This is a genomic window from Yonghaparkia sp. Soil809 (assembly GCF_001429705.1).
Lineage (GTDB): Bacteria > Actinomycetota > Actinomycetes > Actinomycetales > Microbacteriaceae > Microcella.
Map to the genome: position 1 here is coordinate 513,114 of NZ_LMSV01000002.1, position 20,322 is coordinate 533,435.

Consider the following 20,322-nt stretch of genomic DNA (forward strand, 5'->3'; position numbering starts at 1 on the left):
CTGCCGGGGCGCTAACCGGCCTCGGCCTCGAGCCGTCCGATCATCGACCACACGGTGCGCGTGAGCGGCGGGTGGTCGAGGGCGATCTGGCGCAGCATGCGGTAGTCGCGAGCGGCGCTCGGGCGGCGCTCGTCGTCCTCGCGGATGAGCTCGGCGCGGAGCATCCACACCACGAGCTCGTCGACGGTCGGGAGCTCGTCCATGAAGTCCCACGGGTCCTCGCCGTCGCGCAGGCGCTCCATCACGACGGTCTGCAGCTCGTCGTGAGCCTCCGCGCGCAGCACCTCGAGGCTCGCGCCGCGCCGGCGCTCATGCCGGGAGGGCCAGGAGGAACGACTCACCCCTCGAGCCTAGGACGGCTCGAGGGGTGAGCTCGAAGCGGGGGATGCGCCGGGCGCGTCGGGGGGACGCGCGCCTGCGCGTTCTTCGGGGAGTGGCCGGGCGCGTCGGGGGGACGCCGCGCCCGGGGCCTCAGCCGAGCAGGCTCGGCACGGTGATGAGGTTCGGCAGGGCGGCGAGCGTCTCGGGCGAGACGAACCACCAGGCGCCGACGACCGCGGCCTGCACGAGCACCCAGGAGAACAGCGGCCACGGAGCGGACCCCGTCGCGCGCGAGACCTGGACGCCGCGCACGGCGAGGTACACCGGGGGAGCGATGAGCGCGAGACCCCACGGCGCCGTCGACAGGTGGCCGTCGTCGCCGAGCGCCCGGGCGTCGCGCGCAGCGAGCGCCGCGTAGAGCACGAAGGGCAGCGCCAGCAGCATGAGCACGCTCGACAGCGGGGCCGCCTCGGGGAGGCCCGTGATCGCGTAGTACAGCGAGGCCGCGTGCATGATCGGCAGGAGCGCGAAGAGCCACACCGCGCTCGTGTTGACGCGCGAGGCGAACGTGTCGGCCATGCGCGGGCGGGCGACCGGGGCGACGTAGGCGTCCTGGAACTCGGCGGGCACCACGTCGGAGAGCACGATGTCGGGCGAGAACACCGTCGCGGCGGAGACGCGGGGCAGCTCGTCCCACGTCGGGCTCGAGGCCGTGACGATCGTGTGCAGCGGCATGGACTCGGCGATCCGCGCCGACTCGCGCGCCGTGGGCGTCGCGGCTGAGCCGTGGATCATGACCGGGCCGGTCGACGACTGCACGACGGTCTCGACGACCTCGCTGAGAACGGCGACGGGCGCGGTGTACTCGGTCCACTTGTCGCCGTCCCACCAGCGACGCTCGGAGCCGGTTCGGCTCAGCGGATCCGGGTACCAGCCCGCGGGTACGCGGGACGGTGCGGTGATGCTCATGACTTCCCCCAGGTGTCGTACCGGTCCCCCGACCGGTGTGGAACCCGTCCTCGCACGGGTGTGCGAGGCGCTGTCGCGACGTTTCGGGTCCCACGCGACGTGTGCTGCAGATATTCGGTTGTGCCGTGCTGTGCTGCGGTGTTGCGGTGGGCCTCGGATGCGTCTGCAGCGTGACGCGGCCCGGTCTCATCACTCGGTGAGGCTGTACACGCCCCAGTCGTCGACCTGCCAGGTGATCCAGCCGTTGGCGCGCTGGAGGCTGACGGTGACCACGAAGGTCGTCCCATCGGCGTTGACCGCGGGGCAGCGGTACTGCTGGCCGATGAAGAGCGGCGGGGTGCCCGAGCAGGTGACCTCGGCGGCGGTGCCGATGCTGCGGGCGTTCAGCTCGATCGAGTTCGACGCTTCGTCGGCGAACAGCTGCGGCACGGCCGAGATCAGCAGGCCGGGAACCGCGACGATCGCGCCGACCTGCAGACCCACGAGGAGGAGGAAGACGGCGGCGGGCGCGAAGCCGGCGCCCGAGTAGCGAGCGAGACTGACGGCGCGCATGATCAGGTAGACGGGCGCTCCGATGATCGACCACCACCAGCCGGCGGGGCGGTCGATGCCGCGCCGCTTCAGCGACCGCTGGTCGAAGTACGCGAGCGCGATGACGACGGGGATCGGCGCGAGCCAGATCGCCGTGATGATCGGCAGGTCGAGTCCGCTCGTGAACGCGGCCACGACGAGCAGGCTCAGCAGCAGCTGCACCATCGGCAGCAGCGCGATCGCCCAGGCGGCACCGGTGTGCACGTGCGGGACGGGTCCGGCGGCACCGGGCATCATCCCTCCGCGCCGCATGGCGGCGACGGGCGACTCGGCGACGTACGGCACGTACTGCGGAGCGCCCGGAACGGAGCCCCAGCCGGCGGCGCTGCCGGTGCCGGGCGCGGAGCCGTAGCGGGCGGCCGAGGGATGCTGCGGCGCGGAATCCTGGAAGAGCGCGTGCTGGGCGTAGTACGGGCTCCCACCCCACTGCTCCTGCGGGTGGGGGGCGGAGGTCTGGGCGGCCGAGTAGTGGCCGGCCGACTGCGCCGAGCGCGGGTCGCCGCCGTAGGGCTGCCACCCGCCGTGCGAGGGGGCGCCGGGCACGGAGCCGGGCGAGGAGTGATTGACGGCGCTCGCGGCCGACACGGGGCCGGGCGCGTTCGCGGGCTGCTGCTCGCGGGGCTCCTGCATCGGGATCCACTGCGCGTCGCGCATCGCGGACTCGCTCGTGGGGATGTCGAAGCCGGGGTTCGCAGCCGGACGCGGGGCCTCGGTGCGAGGGGCGGACTGCTGAGGCGCCTGCTGCGCCGACTGCGCGGCCGGCTGCGGCGCGGCCGTCTGCTCGGTGGCGAAGGGCGGCGGGGTCGTGGTGGCCTGCGGCGTGAACGGGGCGGGCTCGGAGGCGGCGAAGGGGTCGGCCGCGAACGGGTCAGCGCCGAAGGCGGGCGCGGCGGTGAACGACTGCGGGCTCGAGAACTCGGGCTCGGGCGCGATGAGCGGCTCGACGACGGGCTCGACGACGGGCTCGGGCGCGAAGGACGGGGCGGCGATGTCGGGCTCGACGAGAGCGGGCATCGAGACGGTCGTCGGCGCGGGAAGTGCCTTGAGAACGTGCGCGAGCGGGCGGTCGTCGATGGTCTCGCCGGCATCGGTTGCCGACTCGGCGCTGCGGCGCGCGCGGCGCGTGGGCAGCTCGTCATCGTCGGCGAAGGTCGTGGGCGCGGGCTGGGCGACCATGGGCTGGCGGGCATCGGAGACGTGCTCGGTCCAGGCGTGGTTGTCCCACCACCGCAGCTGCGGCAGACCGAGCGGGTCGGGGTACCACCCCGCAGGCACCCGCCCGTATTCGTCCTCCGACACCGTTCTGCCCCCTCATCAGGCCGGACCCCGAGGCCGGCTGGGTTCAGTGTATGGGTCGGTCGGCTCGGAAAGGGAGGGTCCGTCAGCCCCCAGAGTGGGTGTACCCCTGTCGGGGGGCACCGGGTGACGGAGTCGCCGACGGCGGCCCGGGCAGCGGGGTCGCCGCGTCATCGAGCCGGCGTCGTGCCCGCTCGGCGCGCCCCGGCACGCGCACGAGCGCCGGACCATCGACCCACGAGGTCGCGACCCGGAGACCGTGCAGCGCGCTGAGCACCCACAGCTCGCAGCCGTCCAGATCGTGCGGGCGGGCATCCGTCGCCTCGATGACGGCGCCGTCGGCCGCGGCCGCCGCGAGAAGGATGCCCGCGGTCACGCTCGGGATCCTCTCGAGCCTCGCGCTCGGGTGCACGAGAGCGCCGTCGGGCCGCACCCACACGAGGCCCGAGTAGGCGCCCTCGACGATCAGGCCCTCCGGCGAGAGGATGACCGCCTCGCCCGCGCCGAGCGGCTGCACTGCGGTGCGAAGTCGCTGGAGGGCGTCGAGATCGGGGCCCTTGACCCGCGGCCGCGTGCGCGGATCGTGGGGAGCGGTCGCGACGACGACCTCCTCCGCGGTGGGCGGCGTGGGGCGCAGACGCAGGCTCAGCCCGGTCGCGGCGCCGAGGGCGGGGACGGTCGGCGCGGTCGGGGCGGGGATGCCGCGGGCGCGGAGCTCCACGCGGGGGAACCAGTCGCCCGTCCGGGGCAGCGCGGCGACGACCTCGTCGAAGAACGCCCCGCCGTCGGAGCGGAACGGCGCGATCGCGGCGAGGAAGCGGGCGCGGTGCCGGTCGACCCCGCGCACGCGACCGTCGACGACGCGCCAGGAGTCGGCCGCGAGCAGGGGCCCCGCGTGCACGTCGCACCAGTCGACGGCTGTCCAGACGTCGTCCGGCGCCGCGCCCCCGCGCCAGTGTCGGAGCCCCTCCTCGGGGTGCTCCGCGCTCGCGCTCATAGGATCAGCGTATGCGTCACGGGCTCCTGCGGCACCGACTCGCGCCCGCGACCGGCACGGCGACTGCGTCCGAGCTCGCCGAGCGCATTCTGCTCGCCCTCGTCGCGGACGACCCCGCCGCCGACCTCGTCTGGCTCGACTCCGGCGTCGGAGCCCGCACCGGCCGCTCCTTCCTCTCCGCCGACGGGGAGCGCGTCGTGCTCGACGCCGATGCTGCCGTCCTCCCGCAGCTGCGCGCGACCCTCGCCACGATGCGCGGCGCGGACCGCGCGAGCGCGCTCGAGCCCGCGCCTGCGCCCGCGGCGCCCGCCGCCCCGGCCCCGCCGCTCGGCCTGGTCGGCTGGTTCGGGTACGAGCTCCGCGACGAGACGATGGGGATGCCCGCCCCCGCGACGCCGCCCGCCCACCGGGCATCGTGGCTGGCCGTCGATCGCGGCCTCGTGATCGACCACGCTGCGGAGTCGCTCGAGCTCGTGGCGCTCGACGCCGACGGCGAGGGCTGGAGCGGCGAGCTCGAAGTGTGGCGGCAGCGCATGGTCGCGCTCGTCGATGACGCGCGCCGGGCATCCGCCCCGCCCGTCTCGGACCCGCCGCCGCGCGCCGCCCGCTGGCGCCACGACGACGCGCACTACGCGGAGCTCGTGCGTCGGTGCCAGGAGGCGATCCGCGAGGGGGAGGCGTACCAGCTGTGCCTCACCTCGGGCGCGACGGTCGACGACCCGGGTGACGCGATCGAGCTCTACCGGCGCGTGCGCCGGGCGAGCCCCGCGCATCACGGCGCCCTGCTGCGCATCGGCGCGGCGACGCTCGTGAGCGCGAGCCCCGAGACCTTCCTGCGCGTCGAGCTCGATGCGGGCGGCGGGCTGCGCGCCCGCACGCGCCCCATCAAGGGCACTCGCCCGCGCGGCTCCGACCTCGCCGCCGACGCCGCGCTCGTCGCCGAGCTCGAGGCGAGCGAGAAGGAGCGCGCTGAGAACCTCATGATCGTCGACCTCATGCGCAACGATCTCTCGCGCGTGAGCGAGCTCGGCTCCGTCGTCGTGACCGGGCTCCTGGAGGTCGAGTCGTACGCCCAGGTGCACCAGCTCGTCTCGACGGTCGAGGGGCGGCTGCGCGCAGGGCTCGACGCGCTCGACGCCGTCGCCGCGTGCTTCCCCGCCGGCTCGATGACGGGAGCCCCGAAGCGGCGCGCGATCGAGCTCCTCGCGAGCTGGGAGGGGGCGCCGCGCGGCGTCTACTCCGGCGCGTTCGGCTACCTCGCCGCCGACGGCGCGGCCGACCTCGCGATGGTGATCCGCAGCATCCTCATCGCCGACGGGGTCGCGACGCTCGGCGCGGGCGGCGGCATCACCGCGCTGAGCGACCCCGAGGCGGAGGTCGCCGAGATGCGCCTGAAGGCCCGGTCTCTCGAGCGCGCCCTCGGCGTGCGCGATGAGGCGGATGCCCCGCCCGAGTTCCCCGTCGGCCCCCAGTAAGCTCGGACGAGTGACCGAGAACCGCCCGAACGACGCCCGAGCCGCCGCCGACCGCACCCCTGACGACCGCGCCGAGAACGACTACGACTTCCGGCGCATCGAGGCGCACTGGACCCCGATCTGGGACGACCTCGAGCCCTTCTCGGTCGACGACCCGACCGACGCCCGGCCGCGGAAGTACGTGCTCGACATGTTCCCGTATCCCTCGGGCGACCTGCACATGGGCCATGCGGAGGTCTACGCGCTCGGCGACGTCGTCGCGCGGTACTGGCGCCAGCAGGGCTTCCAGGTGCTGCACCCCATCGGGTGGGACAGCTTCGGGCTCCCCGCCGAGAACGCCGCCATCAAGCGCGGCGTCGACCCGCGCGGCTGGACGTACGACAACATCGCCCAGCAGAGGGCCTCCATGAAGAGGTACGCCGCGTCGTTCGACTGGACGCGCGTGCTGCACACCTCCGACCCCGAGTACTACCGCTGGAACCAGTGGCTGTTCCTGAAGATGTACGAGAAGGGGCTCGCCTACCGCAAGGACAGCTGGGTCAATTGGGACCCGGTCGACCAGACGGTCCTCGCCAACGAGCAGGTGCTGCCCGACGGGACCTCCGAGCGCTCGGGCGCCGTCGTGGTGAAGAAGAAGCTCACGCAGTGGTACTTCGCGATCACCGACTACGCCGACCGCCTGCTCGATGACCTGAACCAGCTCGAGGGCTCCTGGCCCTCGAAGGTCCTGACGATGCAGCGCAACTGGATCGGCCGCTCGGTCGGCGCCGACGTCGACTTCGTCATCGAGGGCCACCACAGCCCCGTCACGGTCTTCACGACGCGCCCCGACACGCTCTTCGGCGCGACCTTCATGGTCGTCGCCCCCGACAGCGACCTCGCCGCCGAGCTCGCCGCCGGATCGAGCCCCGAGGTGCGCATGCGCTTCCAGGACTACCTGGAGCAGGTGCAGAAGAAATCGGAGATCGACCGGCAGGACACCTCGCGCGAGAAGACCGGCATCTTCCTCGACCGCTGGGCGGTCAACCCCGTGAGCGGCGAGCGGATCCCCGTGTGGACGGCCGACTACGTGCTCGCCGACTACGGCCACGGAGCCGTCATGGGCGTACCCGCGCACGATCAGCGCGACCTCGACTTCGCGCGGCAGTTCGACCTGCCCGTGCGCGTGGTCGTCGACACCCTCGCGCCCGTCACGGGCGCCATCCCCGTCATCACGCCGGAGATGATGGAGTCCGGCGACATCCCCGAGCTCGACCCGTCGGTCACGGGCGAGGCGCTCACGGGCGACGGCCGCATGATCAACTCCGGTCCCCTCGACGGGCTGTCGAAGTCGAACGCCATCCGGCGCGCGATCGAGCTGCTCGAGGAGCGCGGAACCGGTCGCGCCGCGAAGACCTACCGGCTCCGGGACTGGCTCATCAGCCGGCAGCGGTACTGGGGCACGCCCATCCCCATCATGTACACGGAGGACGGCACCGAGGTGCCCGTCCCGCTGGACGCCCTGCCGGTGCGCCTGCCCGACGCCGAGGGCATGGACATGAAGCCCAAGGGCACCTCGCCGCTCGGCAGCGTCGCCTCGTTCGTCGAGACGACCACGCCCGACGGCCGCCCCGCGCGCCGCGACACCGACACGATGGACACCTTCGTCGACTCGTCGTGGTACTTCCTGCGCTTCCTCTCGCCGACCGACGACACGCAGGCCTTCCACCCGCGCGAGGCCGAGAAGTGGGCGCCCGTCGATCAGTACGTCGGCGGCGTCGAGCACGCGATCCTCCACCTGCTCTATGCGCGCTTCATCACCAAGGTGCTCTTCGACATGGGCTACGTGAGCTTCACCGAGCCGTTCAGCGCGCTGCTGAACCAGGGCATGGTGATCCTCGACGGCGCCAAGATGTCGAAGTCGAAGGGCAACCTCGTCTACTTCACCGAGGAGCTCGACAGCTTCGGCGTCGACGCCGTGCGCCTCACGATGGCGTTCGCCGGCCCGCCGGAGGACGACATCGACTGGCGCGACGTGTCGGTCACGGGCTCTCAGAAGTTCCTCGCGCGGGCCTGGCGGCTCGCCGGCGAGGTCACGTCGCCCGTCGGAGTCGACTTCGCCCAGGGAGACGTGGCTCTGCGCCGCCTGACGCACCGCTTCCTCGCCGAAGTGCCGCCGCTCGTCGAGGCGTTCAAGTTCAACGTCGCCGTCGCGCGCACGATGGAGCTCGTCAACGCCATCCGCAAGGCCGTCGACTCGGGCCCCGGAGCGGGCGACCCCGCCGTGCGCGAGGCCGTCGAGGCCGTCGCGATCGCGCTCTCGCTCTTCGCGCCGTACACGGCGGAGGACATGTGGGCGCGGCTCGGCCACGGCGTCGCTCCGGCGGCCGACGGCAGTGGTGGCGGCTCGACGACCTCGCGCGACGGGCTCGTCGCCTTCGCCGGCTGGCGCAAGCCCGACCCGCTGCTGCTCGTGGAGGACTCGGTCACCGCCGTCGTCCAGGTCGACGGCAAGGTGCGCGACCGTCTGGAGGTCTCCCCCCACATCGGCGGCGACGAGCTCGAGGCGCTCGCTCGCGGGTCGGAGGCGGTCATCCGCTCGATCGGCGACCGCGAGATCGTCAAGGTCATCGTCCGCGCCCCGCGCGTCGTCAACATCGCGACCCGGGGCTGATCCGTCCCCCGGATCGCCGGATCCGGTGCCGCGCCGTCGGGAGGGTGCCTAGCCTTCCCGCGTGAGCGGAGATCCGGAAGCGCCTGACGACCTCGGCGCGGGCCCGCCGCGGCGCAGTCCGCGCCTGCGCGCCGCGGTCGGGGCCGCGATCGTGCTCGCCCTCCTCGGCGTGGCCGCGGCGGTCATCGGAGCGCTCGTGGTGCCAGGAGGCTCGACGAGCGTCGTCGGCGGGGTGCCGTCCGCGGCGCCGTCCTCCTCATCATCGTCCTCCTCCTCGGTCGACGTTGGCGTCGGCGAGGGAGCCCCCCGGCCCTCCGAGGCCGCCGTCATCGTCCACGTGCTCGGCTCGGTGCGTGAGCCCGGCATCGTCGAGGTGCGACCGGGCGACCGCGTCATGGACGCCATCGCAGAGGCCGGCGGCGCCCTGGAGACCGCGGACCTCGGGGGCGTCAACCTCGCCCGCGCGCTCGTCGACGGAGAGCAGCTGTACGTGCCCGCGACGGGGGAGGTCGTTCCCGGCGGGCCCGCGGGCGCGGCCGGTCCGGGAGGTGCGGCGCCGGGCGGCGCTGCAGGCTCGGGCGGTGCGGGGCCACCTAGCGCTGCCGGCGGACTCGTCGACCTCAACGCGGCGGATGCCGCGACGCTCGAGACGCTGCCCGGCGTCGGGCCCGCCCTCGCCGCGCGGATCATCGCCTGGCGCGAGCAGAACGGGCCGTTCCGCGCGGTCGACGAACTGCTCGCGGTCTCGGGCATCGGCGAGAAGACCCTCGCGGGCTTCCGCGACCAGGTGACGGTGTGACGGCGACCGATCTGCGCCTCGCCCTGCCGGCTGCCGGGGCCTGGGTCGCGGCGATCCTTCTCGTCGGAATTCCGGGGGCCGCCGGTCCGGTCGCCGGCGCGGCCGCGGTCGCCGTGCTCGCGTCGCTGCTCGGCGTGGCGTCGGCCCTCCCGGGGGGCCGGACGGTCCGGGCGCTCGAGGCGGGCATCCTGCCCCTCGTCGCGATTGCCGTCGTCGCGCTCGCGATCGCGCTGCACGAGCCCCTCCGCCAGCCGGCCGTGCTCGCCGGCGCGCTCGATACGGGCGCGCCCATCGAGGTCGTGGTCGCGCTCGACGAGACGGTCGCCGCGGTCGGCGGGTCCTCCTCGGCGACGGACGCGATGGTCGTCGCGCTCCGCCCGCGACCCGCTGGCGTCGGCGGCGGCGCCGACCCCGAGCTCGCCGGTGGGGCGGCGCCGCCCGAGACCGAGTCGATGCGGGAGGTTCGCGTCCCGGTCGTCCTCCTCGGGTTCGAGCCCGCCGAGCGCGCAGCCCTCGGGTCGCGCTGGCAGGGCCTCGTGCGCCTCGTACCGCTCGAGGCGGGCGACGACCGGGTGGCGCTGGCGAAGCCCCTCGGCGCACTCGAGGCGGCCGGGCGGCCGCCGCCTCTCATGGCGGGCGCGGATGCCCTGCGCGAGCGCTTCCTCGGAGTGGCGAGCACCTTCCCCGGGCCGGGTGCCGCGCTGCTCCCCGGGCTCGCGATCGGCGACACCTCGGCCATCGACGCCGAGCTCGACGCGGCGATGAAGCGATCCTCGCTCAGCCATCTCACCGCGGTCTCCGGGGCCAACTGCGCGATCGTCGTCGGTCTCGTGCTCGGACTCGGGGCGCTGGGCCGGTGGCCGCGCGCGGCTCGCGTCGGCGCAGCCCTCGTCGCGCTCGGCGGGTTCGTCGTGCTCGTGACGCCGCAGGCGAGCGTCGTGCGCGCGGCCGTGATGGCCGCGGTCGTGCTGCTCGCCCTGGCGACCGGCCGAAGCGGGCGCGGTCTGCCCGTGCTCGGTGCGGCGGTGCTGGGCATCCTGGTGCTCGACCCCTGGATCGCTCGCGACTACGGCTTCGCCCTCTCCGTGCTCGCGACAGGTGCGCTCCTCGTGCTCTCCGGCCCGCTCGCGGCCCGGCTCGCGGCCGTCATGCCGCGAGCGATCGCGCTGTGGATCGCCGTGCCGCTCGCCGCACAGCTCGCCTGCCAGCCCGTCCTCGTGCTGCTCGCGCCCGAGCTCCCTCTGATGGGCGTCGTCGCCAACATCCTCGCCGCACCCGCGGCCCCCGTCGCGACGATCGTCGGGATGGCCGCGTGCCTCATCGCCCCCGCGCTGCCCTGGCTCGCCACCGCGCTCGCGGGGCTCGCGTGGGTGCCCGCGACCTGGATCGCGGGCACCGCGCGGGTCACGAGCGGCCTCCCGAGTGCGACGATGCCGTGGCCCGAGGGCGCGATCGGAGCCCTTCTCCTCGCGTGGCTGACGGTCGGCGCTCTCGTCGCCGCGGGCGTCCCGGCACCGATCGCCGGCGACCGCCTGCGGGCGCGCGCGGCGCTCGCGACGACCGCGGTGCTCGTCGTGATCGTAGGAGCGACAGCGGGTGCCGATGCGCTGGGGCGGCTGGGGCGCCCCGCCGACTGGGTGATCGCGCAGTGCGACGTGGGGCAGGGCGATGCGGTCGTCGTGCGATCGGCCGGGCGCGTCGCTCTCACCGACACGGGCGCCGAGCCGGACGCGCTGGCCGCCTGCCTCGACGAGCTCGGTGTGGGCCGCATCGACCTGCTCGTGCTGACGCACTTCGACGCCGACCACGTCGGCGGGGTGGAGGCCGTCGTTGGCCGAGTCGGTGCGGCGCTCGTGGGTCCGACGGACGGAGCGCGCGACGAGGCGGTGCTCGATGCCCTCGTCGCCGGCGGAGCCGTGGTCGAGCACGTCACGGCGGGCGACTCCGGGAAGCACGGCGACTACGGCTGGCGCGCGCTGTGGCCTCCCGACCACCGCGGGGTCTCGCCCGGCAACGGCGCGAGCCTGGTCCTCGAGTGGCGCAGTGCGGGGGAGTGCGCGTGCCCGAGCATGCTCGCGCTCGGCGACCTCGGCCGCGACGCGCAGGAGTCGCTGCGCGCGAGCGTGCGGATCGCGCCCGTCGACGTCGTCAAGGTCAGCCACCACGGATCGAACGACCAGAGCGCGGAGGTGTACGCCGAGGCGCGCGCGACGCTCGGGCTCATCGGGGTGGGCGCCGACAACACCTACGGCCACCCGACGGAGGAGGCCCTCGCGATGCTCGCCGACAGCGGGGGAGCGGCGCTGCGCAGCGACCGGCTCGGGCTCGTGCTGATCGCTCCTGGCACGGGCAGGGTCTGGGGTGCCGGTCTCGGCGGGATGTCGGGCGGAGGGTCGGGCGCAGCGTCGAGCGGGCAGTCCGGCGGCGATTCGGGAGGCGGCTCCGACGGCGACTGTGCGCACGGCGCCGGATGGCGCGTCTGGACCGAGCGCGGGGCCGTGGCCGACCCCGGGGAGGTCGGTGCCGCGGACTAGGCTGATGCGTGCCGCGAACGGGGCCGGCGCACGGCCGCAGGGCCGGCGAGAACGCGCCCGCGGCATCCGCCCACCCGCCCTCGAGGAGGACCATGCCCGCTCCCCGCTCGCGCGGCACCTCGAGCGCGAAGGCGTCGTCGGCGAAGGCGAAGGCGTCGATCCCGCAGCTGTCGTGGCACGAGATCCGGCCCGCGCCGGTCGTCCTCGTCACGGGCCCCGAGGCCTTCCTCGCCGACCGGGCGAGCCGTGTGCTGCGGGATGCCCTGCGCGCGCAGGACGCGAGCCTCGAGGTGCACGACCTGCGCGCCGACGGGTACGCGCCCGGTGAGCTGCTGACCCTGGCGAGCCCGTCGCTCTTCGGCGAGCCGCGCCTCATCCGCGTCGACAACGTCGAGAAGTGCAGCGATGCGTTCCTGGAGGACGTGCTCGACTACCTCGCCTCGCCCGCTGACGACACGGTCGTGCTCCTGCGGCATGGCGGGGGGATGCGCGGCAAGAAGATGCTCGACGCGATCCGGTCGGGCCAGGGCTCCGGCATCGAGGTCGTCTGCACCGAGCTCAAGCGAGACTCCGACCGAGCCGACTTCGCGGCCGCGGAGTTCCGGCACGCGGGCCGCGCGATCGCACCCTCCGCTCTGCGAGCCCTCGTGAACGCGTTCTCGGACGACCTCGCCGAGCTCGCGAGCGCCTGCCAGCAGCTCGTCGCCGACACCGAGGGCGAGATCACGCCGCAGACGGTCGAGAAGTACTACGGCGGGCGCGTGGAGACGAACGCCTTCGCCGTCGCCGATGCCGCCATCGCCGGGCAGCACGGGCAGGCGCTCGCACTGCTGCGGCACGCCATCGCGACGGGAGCCGATCCGGTGCCGATGGTCGCCGCGTTCGCGATGAAGCTGCGCACGATGGCGAAGGTCGGCGGCTCGCGCGGCTCGGGCGGGCAGCTCGCCGGGCAGCTCGGGCTCGCGCCCTGGCAGATCGACCGGGCCCGCCGCGACCTGCAGGGCTGGACGGAGGAGGGCCTCGGCCGCGCCATCCTCGCCGTCGCCGACGCCGACGCGCAGGTCAAGGGAGCCTCCCGCGACCCCATCTACTCGCTCGAGACCCTTGTGCGCACGGTCGCGGCTCGGGGCCTCCCGCCCGCCTGACCGCACCCCGACCCGCGCGCCCCCGCGCGCGTCAACAACTCAGGACGACCGCGGCCGCGAGCGTGTCAACAACTCAGGACTACCGCGCGCGAGCGGCCGCCCGCCTCGTGCAGCGCGAGGCCTCACGCGGCCGCGCGCGCCGCTAGTCCTGAGTTGTCGACACCCGTGGCGCGTGAGCCGGCCCGCGTCAACAACTCAGGACCAACCCGTGCGCGGTCGACCCCCCGCACCCCGCCCGCTCGCGGCGCGCAGTGCGAGGGCGCCCCGCTCGTCCTGAGTTGTTGACGACGCAGCACCGTGCGCGACGAGGCCCGCGCACCACAGCCCCGCGCACGACGAAGCCCCGCTCGCCGACGGGCGGAGCGGGGGTTCGAGCGGGGCGCGCGCGGCGCCCGACGTGCGGGGACGGGTGCGGCTAGAGCGCGCCGACCTGCTTGGCGATGGCCGACTTGCGGTTCGCCGCCTGGTTCTTGTGGATGACGCCCTTGCTGGCGGCCTTGTCGAGCTTCTTCGTCGCGACGACGAGAGCCTCGGCGGCGGCGGCCTTGTCGCCCGCGGCGATGGCCTCGCGCGTGCGGCGCACGGCGGTCTTGAGCTCGCTCTTGACGGCCTTGTTGCGCTCCTGCGCCTTGAGGTTGGTCTTGATGCGCTTGATCTGCGACTTGATGTTCGCCATGACTGTCTTTCTTCGATGCGGTCGGTGTGAGTGTGGCGGCCGGGGGTGGGGTGCCGTGCGAACGCGCTTGATAACGAGCACAACCGCTGTGGCGAAATCCCAGCCGCAATCCGTGTCGGAAGAGAGAGGGCTTCCTGACACGCAAGCCAACAGGCAACATTACCAGCAGGCGAGCGCCCGCGACAATCGCGCGCGGGGCGCGTCGCGGAGGGCGCGCGCGAGGCGACCGGCGCGGATGCCCGACCCCGGGCATCCCGTGCGTGATCGCGCCCCGCGGCGGGCGTGGGAGAATGGCGCGACATGTCTCCTCGCGCCCTCACGCCGCTCGCCCCCGCGGCCACCGACCCGACGCTGATCCGCAACTTCTGCATCATCGCGCACATCGACCACGGCAAGTCGACGCTCGCCGACCGTATGCTGCAGATCACGGGCGTGGTCAGCGACCGCGACATGCGCGCGCAGTACCTCGACCGCATGGACATCGAGCGCGAGCGCGGCATCACGATCAAGAGCCAGGCGGTGCGGATGCCCTGGGCCCTGCCGCAGGAGGGCGCGAAGCCGCAGACCTTCGCCCTGAACATGATCGACACTCCGGGCCACGTCGACTTCACCTACGAGGTGAGCCGCAGCCTCGCGGCGTGCGAGGGCGCGATCCTGCTCGTGGACGCCGCGCAGGGCATCGAGGCGCAGACGCTCGCGAACCTGTACCTCGCGCTCGAGAACGACCTCACGATCATCCCGGTGCTCAACAAGATCGACCTCCCGGCCGCCGACCCGGAGAAGTACTCGCGCGAGCTCGCCCAGCTGATCGGCGGCGACCCGGCCGACGTGCTGCGCGTGAGCGGCAAGACCGGCGAGGGGGTCGAGGCGCTGCTCGACCGCGTCGTCGAGCTCATCCCGGCTCCGGTCGGCGACCCGGACGCCCCCGCTCGCGCGATGATCTTCGACTCCGTCTACGACGCCTACCGCGGCGTGGTCACGTACGTCCGCATGGTCGACGGCAAGCTCAGCCCGCGCGAGCGCATCCAGATGATGTCGACGCGCGCGACGCACGAGCTCCTCGAGATCGGCGTCTCGAGCCCCGAGCCGGTTCCGAGCAAGGGCCTCGGCGTCGGCGAGGTCGGCTATCTCATCACCGGCGTGAAGGATGTCCGCCAGTCGAAGGTCGGCGACACCGTCACCAATGCGCAGAAGCCGGCCGCGAACGCCCTCCCCGGCTACACCGACCCCAAGCCGATGGTCTTCTCGGGGCTGTACCCGATCGACGGCAGCGACTACCCCGTCCTGCGTGAGGCGCTCGACAAGCTCAAGCTCTCCGATGCCGCCCTCAACTACGAGCCCGAGACCTCGGTCGCGCTCGGCTTCGGGTTCCGCTGCGGGTTCCTCGGCCTGCTGCACCTGGAGATCGTGACCGAGCGCCTCGAGCGCGAGTTCGGCCTCGACCTGATCTCGACCGCGCCGAGCGTGACCTACGAGGTCACGACCGACGACAGGAAGCACTTCACGGTCACGAACCCGAGCGAGTTCCCGACGGGGGCGAAGATCGCGAGCGTGAGCGAGCCCATGGTGAAGGCGGCGATCCTCGCCCCGAAGGACTACGTCGGCACGATCATGGAGCTCTGCCAGAGCCGCCGCGGCAGCCTCATCGGCATGGACTACCTCGGCGAGGACCGCGTCGAGATCAAGTACACGATCCCGCTCGGCGAGATCGTCTTCGACTTCTTCGACCAGCTCAAGAGCAAGACGGCCGGCTACGCGAGCCTCGACTACGAGCCGACCGGCGACCAGGAGGCCGACCTCGTGAAGGTCGACATCCTGCTGCAGGGCGAGGCGGTCGACGCGTTCAGCGCGATCGTGCACCGTGAGAAGGCTTACGCCTACGGCGTGCTCATGACCGAGCGCCTGAAGAAGCTCATTCCGCGCCAGCAGTTCGAGGTGCCCATCCAGGCGGCGATCGGCGCCCGCATCATCGCCCGCGAGTCGATCAGCGCGATGCGCAAGGACGTGCTCGCCAAGTGCTACGGCGGTGACATCACCCGCAAGCGCAAGCTCCTCGAGAAGCAGAAGGAGGGCAAGAAGCGCATGAAGATGGTGGGTCGCGTCGAGGTCCCGCAGGAGGCGTTCATCGCCGCGCTCTCGGGCGACACCGAGAAGGCCAAGGAGAAGAAGTAGCGGTGGCCCGCCGACCTCTCGAGCAGCGCACCGTCACCTACGGGTCGGTGGGCGGCACGCAGGCCGTCGACCTCCTGCAGTATCCGCCCAAGGGCTACCGACCGCTCGAGGTGCGCGGCCGCGTCGGCCACGGCGACGCCCGCTGGGAGCACGCCGTCGAGCGCCTCCTGACCGGCGGCGTCTACCGCGGTGCGGGTCTCGCGGTCCGCGTCATCCCCGCTGCCGGCGAGCAGGATGCCGCGCATTACCTGCCCGTGAGCTACGACGAGTCCGGCCAGCCCGTGGGCGCCGCGACGCTCGAGGTGCCCGACGACGAGTTCTCGCCCTCCGGCGAGCGGTACGTGCGGCCCGGCGACACCGTGATCGTCGGCCCCGCGCTCGGGGGACGCATGCTGTATCCGCTTCCGGGCCGCGTGGTGCTGCGCGAGGAGGGCCCCGATCGCGTCCTCTACGCCGTGGGGACGCTCCCCGGGCATCCGCTGTCGGGGGAGGAGTCGTTCCTGCTGGAGCGGGAGTCCGACGGCGGCATCTGGCTGACCGTGCGCAGCTTCGCGCGTGCCGCGAGCCCCGGCTGGGCGCTCGCGAACCCCGCGCTCGGCGTCGCCCGGCGCCGGATCGCCCAGCGCTTCCTCCGGGCCCTCTCGGCGCCCATCCCCGGGGCGAGCCCTCTGCCCTCCCAGCGTCTCGCCGTCGAGCCGACCGACCCCGGCCCGGCGATCGCGCCCGCCGAGCGCGACGTCGACCCTCAGGATTCCTGACCTACGCTGAAGTCGTGACCGAGGAACCCCGCCCGACCGCGTCCGGCATCGGCCGCGTTCTCGTCGTCGTCTACGCCGTGCTCGCTCTCGCCGCGACCGGTCGCTCGGGCTACCAGATCGCGACCAAGCTCGCCGAGGCGCCGGTCGCGTACGCGCTCTCCGCCGCGGCCGCGGTCGTCTACGTCGTCGCGACGGTCGCGCTCGTCGCGCGCGGCGCCACGGCCTTCCGCATCGCCGTCGTCGCGATCGTCGTCGAGCTCGTCGGCGTGCTCGCCGTTGGCGTTGCGAGCCTCGTCGACCCCGAGCTCTTCCCCGACGACACGGTGTGGTCGCGCTTCGGCCAGGGGTACCTGTTCATCCCCCTCGTGCTTCCCGTCCTCGGTCTGCTCTGGCTGCGCCGCGTCCACCGCTCCCGCCGCGCCGCCGCCGTGACGGAGGGGGCGCGATGAGCGACGCGCGCGTCCTCGACGGCCTCGCCGAACTGCCGCTCGACGAGGTCCGCTCGATCGTCACGATCGGCAAGTTCGACGGCGTCCACCGCGGCCACCGGGCCGTGATCGCGGGCATGCGCGAGCGCGCCGGCGACGCCCGGGTCGTCGTCGTCACCTTCGACCGCCACCCCGCTGCGGTGCTCGCCCCCGAGCGGGCGCCGACACCGCTCCTCAGCGTCGCGCAGAAGACCGAGGCGCTCGTCGAGGCGGGCGCCGACCTCGTCGTCGTGATGCCCTTCACTCGCGACTTCGCCAGCTGGAGCCCCGACGAGTTCGTCCAGCACGTCCTCGTCGACGGGCTCCGCGCGATCGAGGTCGTCGTCGGCACCGACTTCCGCTACGGCGCGCGCGGAGCCGGCTCGGTCGAGTCGCTCCGCGAGGAGGGCGAGCGGTTCGGCTTCACCGTCTCGCTCGTCGACGACGTGTGCGAGCAGGGCGGGCGACGGGTCTCCTCGACGGGCATCCGCGAGGCGCTCGACGCCGGCCGGCTCGACGAGGCGACGGATGCCCTCGGGCGGCACCCGCGCATCCGCTCGCTCGTCGTGCCGGGCCATCAGCGCGGCCGCGATCTGGGCTACCCGACCGCGAACCTCGCGCACAACGCCGAGGGGTACATCCCGGCCGACGGCGTGTACGCCACGTGGCTCCACGTCGACGGGGTGCGCTACCCGGCGGCGACGAGCGTGGGCAACAACCCCACCTTCGGCGACGTGCCCGACAAGACCGTCGAGTCTCACGCGATGGACGTCGCGCTGGACCTGTACGGCAAGACCGTCGAGCTCGAGTTCGTGCGGTGGATGCGGGGCATGCGGAAGTTCGAGTCCGCCGACGCGCTCGCGACCCAGATGGGGCGCGACGAGCAGGAGATCCGCGGCGTCCTCGGCGTTCCCGGCGCGGCCGCGGCCGGCTGACCGCCGTCGTCGCGGCGGCGCTGACCGCCGTCGCCGCGCCCTCGACGGCCCGCGCCCGGCAGTAGAGTCGCCTGGTGCCCGAACGCCTTCTCTCGCCCCGCGGCGGACGCCTTCTCGGCGTTCTCGGCATCGTACTGATCGCCCTCAACATCCGCACCGCCGTCGCCGGTCTCTCGCCCATCGCGGGACGGATCGACGCGGAGATCCCGCTCGACGCCGCCGCGATCGGGCTGCTCGGCGTCGTGCCCCCCGTCGCCTTCGCGGTGGCGGGGATCGTCGCCCCCTGGGTCGCGCACCGCATCGGGCTCGAGCGGGCGCTGCTCGCCGCCGTCGTGGCGATGATCGTCGGCCACCTGCTGCGCGGAGCCTCGCTCGACTACCCCGGCCTGCTGGCGAGCACGCTGCTCGTGCTCATGGGTGCGGGGTTCGGCAACATCCTGCTCCCGCCCGCCGTCAAGCGCTACGCCCCCGGTCGCATCGGCGCGGTGACCGCCGCCTACGCGACCATGATGTCGATCTCGACGGCGCTTCCCCCGCTCATCGCCGTGCCGGTCGCCGACGCGGCGGGCTGGCGACTGTCGCTCGCGATGTGGGGAGCGGCGGGCGTGCTCGCGCTCGTGCCGTGGGTCGTCCTCGCGATGCGACCGCCGCATCCCGTCATCACGGAGCCCGTGACGATCGTCGACGCGCCGGCGCCGGCGGCCCCGGCCGACGCGCAGGACGCGGTCGGCGACATCGCGGCCGACCCGGTCGACGAGCCCGACACGCGCCAGTTCGGCCGCCTCGCCCGCTCGCGCGTCGTGTGGGGGATCACGATCCCGTTCGCGATCTCGGGCGTCACCGCGTACTCGATCTTCGCGCTCATGCCCCTGCTGCTGCAGGATCTCGCGGGGCTCGACGCCGGCCGCGCCGGCGCCCTCCTGGGCCTCTTCGCGATCGTGGGGCTCCCGCTGTCGCTCGCGACGCCGGTCGTCACCGCGCGCTTGCGCTCGCCCGCGCCGATCATGGTGGGGTCGGTCGCGTCGTTCGCGGTCGGCTTCCTCGGCCTCGCGCTCGCGCCGACCCTCGCGACCCCGCTGTGGATGATCCTCCTCGGCGCCGGGCAGATCCTCTTCCCGATGTGCCTCGCGCTCATCTCGCTGCGCAGTCGCACCTCGCACCGCGCGGTCACCGTGAGCGGCTTCGTGCAGGCGATCGGCTACGGCGTCGCCGCGGTCGCCCCACTGGGACTCGGGCTGCTCCGCACCGCGACCGGCAGCTGGATGCCCGCGATCGTCATCCTGCTCCTCGCGGCCCTCTCGACGCTCGTCGCGATCCCGCTCCTGCGCTCGGGCGAGACCATCGACGACGAGCTCGAGCGCCGAGGGCTCTGACCGCGCCAGCGCCGGACGTCGTCAGTCGACCCGGTGCGACTGGTGCACGAGGGCGGCCGCGCCGATGAGCGGCCCCTCGCCGCTGAGAGCCGAGCGGACGACGCGCGTGTTCGTGACGAACCCGAAGTCGCTGTGGCCGGCGACGGCGGCCTGCACGAGGTCGATGTAGTCGTCCGCGACGTGGCTGAATCCGCCGCCGATCGCGACGACGTCGAGATCGACGAGGGCGCTGGCCGACGCGATGGCCCGGCCGACCGCGCCGGCCGAGCGCTCGATGGCGGCGCGCGCCGTGGCATCCCCCTCGGTCGCGGAGGCGGCGAGCTCCTCGCCGGTCGCGCCCGACCAGCCCTGCGCGCGCGCCCAGGCGACGGTCCGCGGTCCCGAGGCGACCGCCTCGAGGCATCCGCTCGCGCCGCACGCGCACGCGTCGTCGAAGCCCGCGACCTGCACGTGGCCGATGTGGCCGGCGTTGCCGCTGCGGCCGGTGATGACGCGCCCGTCGAGGATCACGCCGCCGCCGACGCCGGTCGACACGATCATGCCCATGACGTTCGTCTCGCCCTGCGCGGCGCCGACCCACACCTCGGCGAGGGCGATGCAGATGCCGTCCATGCGCAGCGTGACGGGCAGCGAGGCGGGCAGAAGGTCGGCGACGAGCTCGCCGAGCGGGTAGTCGCGCCAGGCGGCGAGATTGAGGGGCGAGACGTTCCCCGTGCGGCCGGCGATGGGGCCGGCCGAGCCGATCCCCGCGCCGAGCAGCTCGACGCCGGGGCTGCTGGCCGATTCCAGCGCGCTCTCCACCGCTTCGGTGACGGATGCCGCGAGCTCGCCGCTCGTGGACGTCGCGCCCGTGGGGCGGCGATGACGCGATCCCGGCAGGACCCGCCCGGCGGCGTCGACGAGTGCGGCCTCCACCTTCGTTCCTCCCAGGTCGACGGCGAGGGCGTAGTCGGTCACGGGGTGTCCTCTCCTGCTGCGCGGGGCCGCGCGGGGGGTGTAGAGGGACAGCGTATCGAGCGCCGCGCGCGGCACCGGACGGACTGATGCTCATGTGAGCAGGCGCGCAACATATGTTGGTCCCGGCGCGCGACCGCGCCTAGCCTGGAGCGGTGCCGCCCTCGGGGCGGATCGGGAATCGACCTCACGACGTCACGACGGAGA

Annotated in this window: 16 protein-coding genes; 10 read left to right on the top strand and 6 right to left on the bottom strand. The window is 73.7% G+C overall.

All coding sequences use genetic code 11. The features are described from left to right. Positions 1 to 11: 11 nt before the first annotated feature. The 4 genes from ASG83_RS09930 to ASG83_RS09945 form a co-directional block, all read right to left on the bottom strand. Complete coding sequence (locus ASG83_RS09930; protein ID WP_055860686.1) at positions 12 to 341, bottom strand: hypothetical protein; 330 nt, start codon at positions 339 to 341, stop codon at positions 12 to 14. Between the two features lie 130 nt (positions 342 to 471). After that, a complete protein-coding gene (locus tag ASG83_RS09935; RefSeq protein ID WP_055860689.1) occupies positions 472 to 1,290 on the bottom strand; it encodes a DUF2510 domain-containing protein in 819 nt (272 codons plus the stop codon). A gap of 189 nt (positions 1,291 to 1,479) precedes the next feature. Further along, a complete protein-coding gene (locus tag ASG83_RS12930) occupies positions 1,480 to 3,180 on the bottom strand; it encodes a DUF2510 domain-containing protein (RefSeq protein ID WP_235460174.1) in 1,701 nt (566 codons plus the stop codon). Between the two features lie 82 nt (positions 3,181 to 3,262). Further along, on the bottom strand, positions 3,263 to 4,174 hold the full coding sequence (locus ASG83_RS09945; RefSeq protein ID WP_055860695.1) for an aminotransferase class IV: 912 nt from the start codon (positions 4,172 to 4,174) through the stop codon (positions 3,263 to 3,265). Positions 4,175 to 4,185: 11 nt separating this feature from the next. Between ASG83_RS09945 and ASG83_RS13365 the strand changes: the two genes are divergently transcribed. From ASG83_RS13365 to holA, 5 genes are all read left to right on the top strand, one after another. Then, positions 4,186 to 5,649: an anthranilate synthase component I family protein gene (locus tag ASG83_RS13365; RefSeq protein WP_055860697.1), complete on the top strand. Its 1,464-nt coding sequence runs from the start codon at positions 4,186 to 4,188 to the stop codon at positions 5,647 to 5,649. After that, on the top strand, positions 5,615 to 8,302 hold the full coding sequence (leuS, locus tag ASG83_RS09955; RefSeq protein WP_082599201.1) for a leucine--tRNA ligase: 2,688 nt from the start codon (positions 5,615 to 5,617) through the stop codon (positions 8,300 to 8,302). The genes ASG83_RS13365 and leuS overlap by 35 nt, the downstream gene beginning before the upstream one ends. A 61-nt stretch (positions 8,303 to 8,363) precedes the next feature. Next, positions 8,364 to 9,101 (top strand): ComEA family DNA-binding protein, encoded by a 738-nt coding sequence (locus ASG83_RS12525; protein WP_082599202.1) that lies wholly within the window; start codon positions 8,364 to 8,366, stop codon positions 9,099 to 9,101. Then, positions 9,098 to 11,635, top strand: coding sequence for a ComEC/Rec2 family competence protein (locus ASG83_RS09965; protein ID WP_055860703.1), 2,538 nt, complete (start codon positions 9,098 to 9,100; stop codon positions 11,633 to 11,635). The genes ASG83_RS12525 and ASG83_RS09965 overlap by 4 nt, the downstream gene beginning before the upstream one ends. 92 nt (positions 11,636 to 11,727) lie before the next feature. Further along, positions 11,728 to 12,780: a DNA polymerase III subunit delta gene (gene holA / locus ASG83_RS09970; protein WP_055860706.1), complete on the top strand. Its 1,053-nt coding sequence runs from the start codon at positions 11,728 to 11,730 to the stop codon at positions 12,778 to 12,780. 415 nt (positions 12,781 to 13,195) lie between these two features. Here the strand turns inward: holA and rpsT are convergent, their stop codons facing one another. Further along, the gene (gene rpsT / locus ASG83_RS09975; protein ID WP_055860708.1) at positions 13,196 to 13,456 is read right to left on the bottom strand and encodes a 30S ribosomal protein S20; all 261 of its coding nucleotides are present in this window, start codon (positions 13,454 to 13,456) and stop codon (positions 13,196 to 13,198) included. 300 nt (positions 13,457 to 13,756) lie between these two features. Between rpsT and lepA the strand changes: the two genes are divergently transcribed. The 5 genes from lepA (at position 13,757) to ASG83_RS10000 (ending at position 19,161) form a co-directional block, all read left to right on the top strand. After that, complete coding sequence (gene lepA, locus ASG83_RS09980) at positions 13,757 to 15,628, top strand: translation elongation factor 4 (RefSeq protein ID WP_055860712.1); 1,872 nt, start codon at positions 13,757 to 13,759, stop codon at positions 15,626 to 15,628. Positions 15,629 to 15,630: 2 nt separating this feature from the next. Then, positions 15,631 to 16,386, top strand: coding sequence for a DUF1990 family protein (locus ASG83_RS09985; protein ID WP_055860715.1), 756 nt, complete (start codon positions 15,631 to 15,633; stop codon positions 16,384 to 16,386). A 14-nt stretch (positions 16,387 to 16,400) separates the two neighbouring features. Beyond that, on the top strand, positions 16,401 to 16,835 hold the full coding sequence (locus ASG83_RS09990; protein ID WP_055860718.1) for a hypothetical protein: 435 nt from the start codon (positions 16,401 to 16,403) through the stop codon (positions 16,833 to 16,835). After that, a complete protein-coding gene (locus tag ASG83_RS09995; protein ID WP_055860721.1) occupies positions 16,832 to 17,788 on the top strand; it encodes a bifunctional riboflavin kinase/FAD synthetase in 957 nt (318 codons plus the stop codon). Before ASG83_RS09990 ends, ASG83_RS09995 begins: the two co-directional genes overlap by 4 nt. A 74-nt stretch (positions 17,789 to 17,862) precedes the next feature. Continuing rightward, positions 17,863 to 19,161 (top strand): CynX/NimT family MFS transporter, encoded by a 1,299-nt coding sequence (locus tag ASG83_RS10000; RefSeq protein ID WP_055860724.1) that lies wholly within the window; start codon positions 17,863 to 17,865, stop codon positions 19,159 to 19,161. Between the two features lie 21 nt (positions 19,162 to 19,182). Here the strand turns inward: ASG83_RS10000 and ASG83_RS10005 are convergent, their stop codons facing one another. Further along, positions 19,183 to 20,118, bottom strand: coding sequence for an ROK family protein (locus ASG83_RS10005; RefSeq protein WP_055860726.1), 936 nt, complete (start codon positions 20,116 to 20,118; stop codon positions 19,183 to 19,185). Positions 20,119 to 20,322 lie beyond the last annotated feature (204 nt).

Excerpts from the sequence above, each read along its gene's own strand:
- holA (WP_055860706.1), top strand. The coding sequence starts at position 11,728 with ATGCCCGCTCCCCGCTCGCGCGGCACCTCGAGCGCGAAGGCGTCGTCG.
- lepA (WP_055860712.1), top strand. The coding sequence starts at position 13,757 with ATGTCTCCTCGCGCCCTCACGCCGCTCGCCCCCGCGGCCACCGACCCG.
- leuS (WP_082599201.1), top strand. The coding sequence starts at position 5,615 with ATGCCCCGCCCGAGTTCCCCGTCGGCCCCCAGTAAGCTCGGACGAGTG.
- ASG83_RS13365 (WP_055860697.1), top strand. The coding sequence starts at position 4,186 with ATGCGTCACGGGCTCCTGCGGCACCGACTCGCGCCCGCGACCGGCACG.
- ASG83_RS09945 (WP_055860695.1), bottom strand. The coding sequence starts at position 4,174 with ATGAGCGCGAGCGCGGAGCACCCCGAGGAGGGGCTCCGACACTGGCGC.
- ASG83_RS09935 (WP_055860689.1), bottom strand. The coding sequence starts at position 1,290 with ATGAGCATCACCGCACCGTCCCGCGTACCCGCGGGCTGGTACCCGGAT.
- rpsT (WP_055860708.1), bottom strand. The coding sequence starts at position 13,456 with ATGGCGAACATCAAGTCGCAGATCAAGCGCATCAAGACCAACCTCAAG.
- ASG83_RS09995 (WP_055860721.1), top strand. The coding sequence starts at position 16,832 with ATGAGCGACGCGCGCGTCCTCGACGGCCTCGCCGAACTGCCGCTCGAC.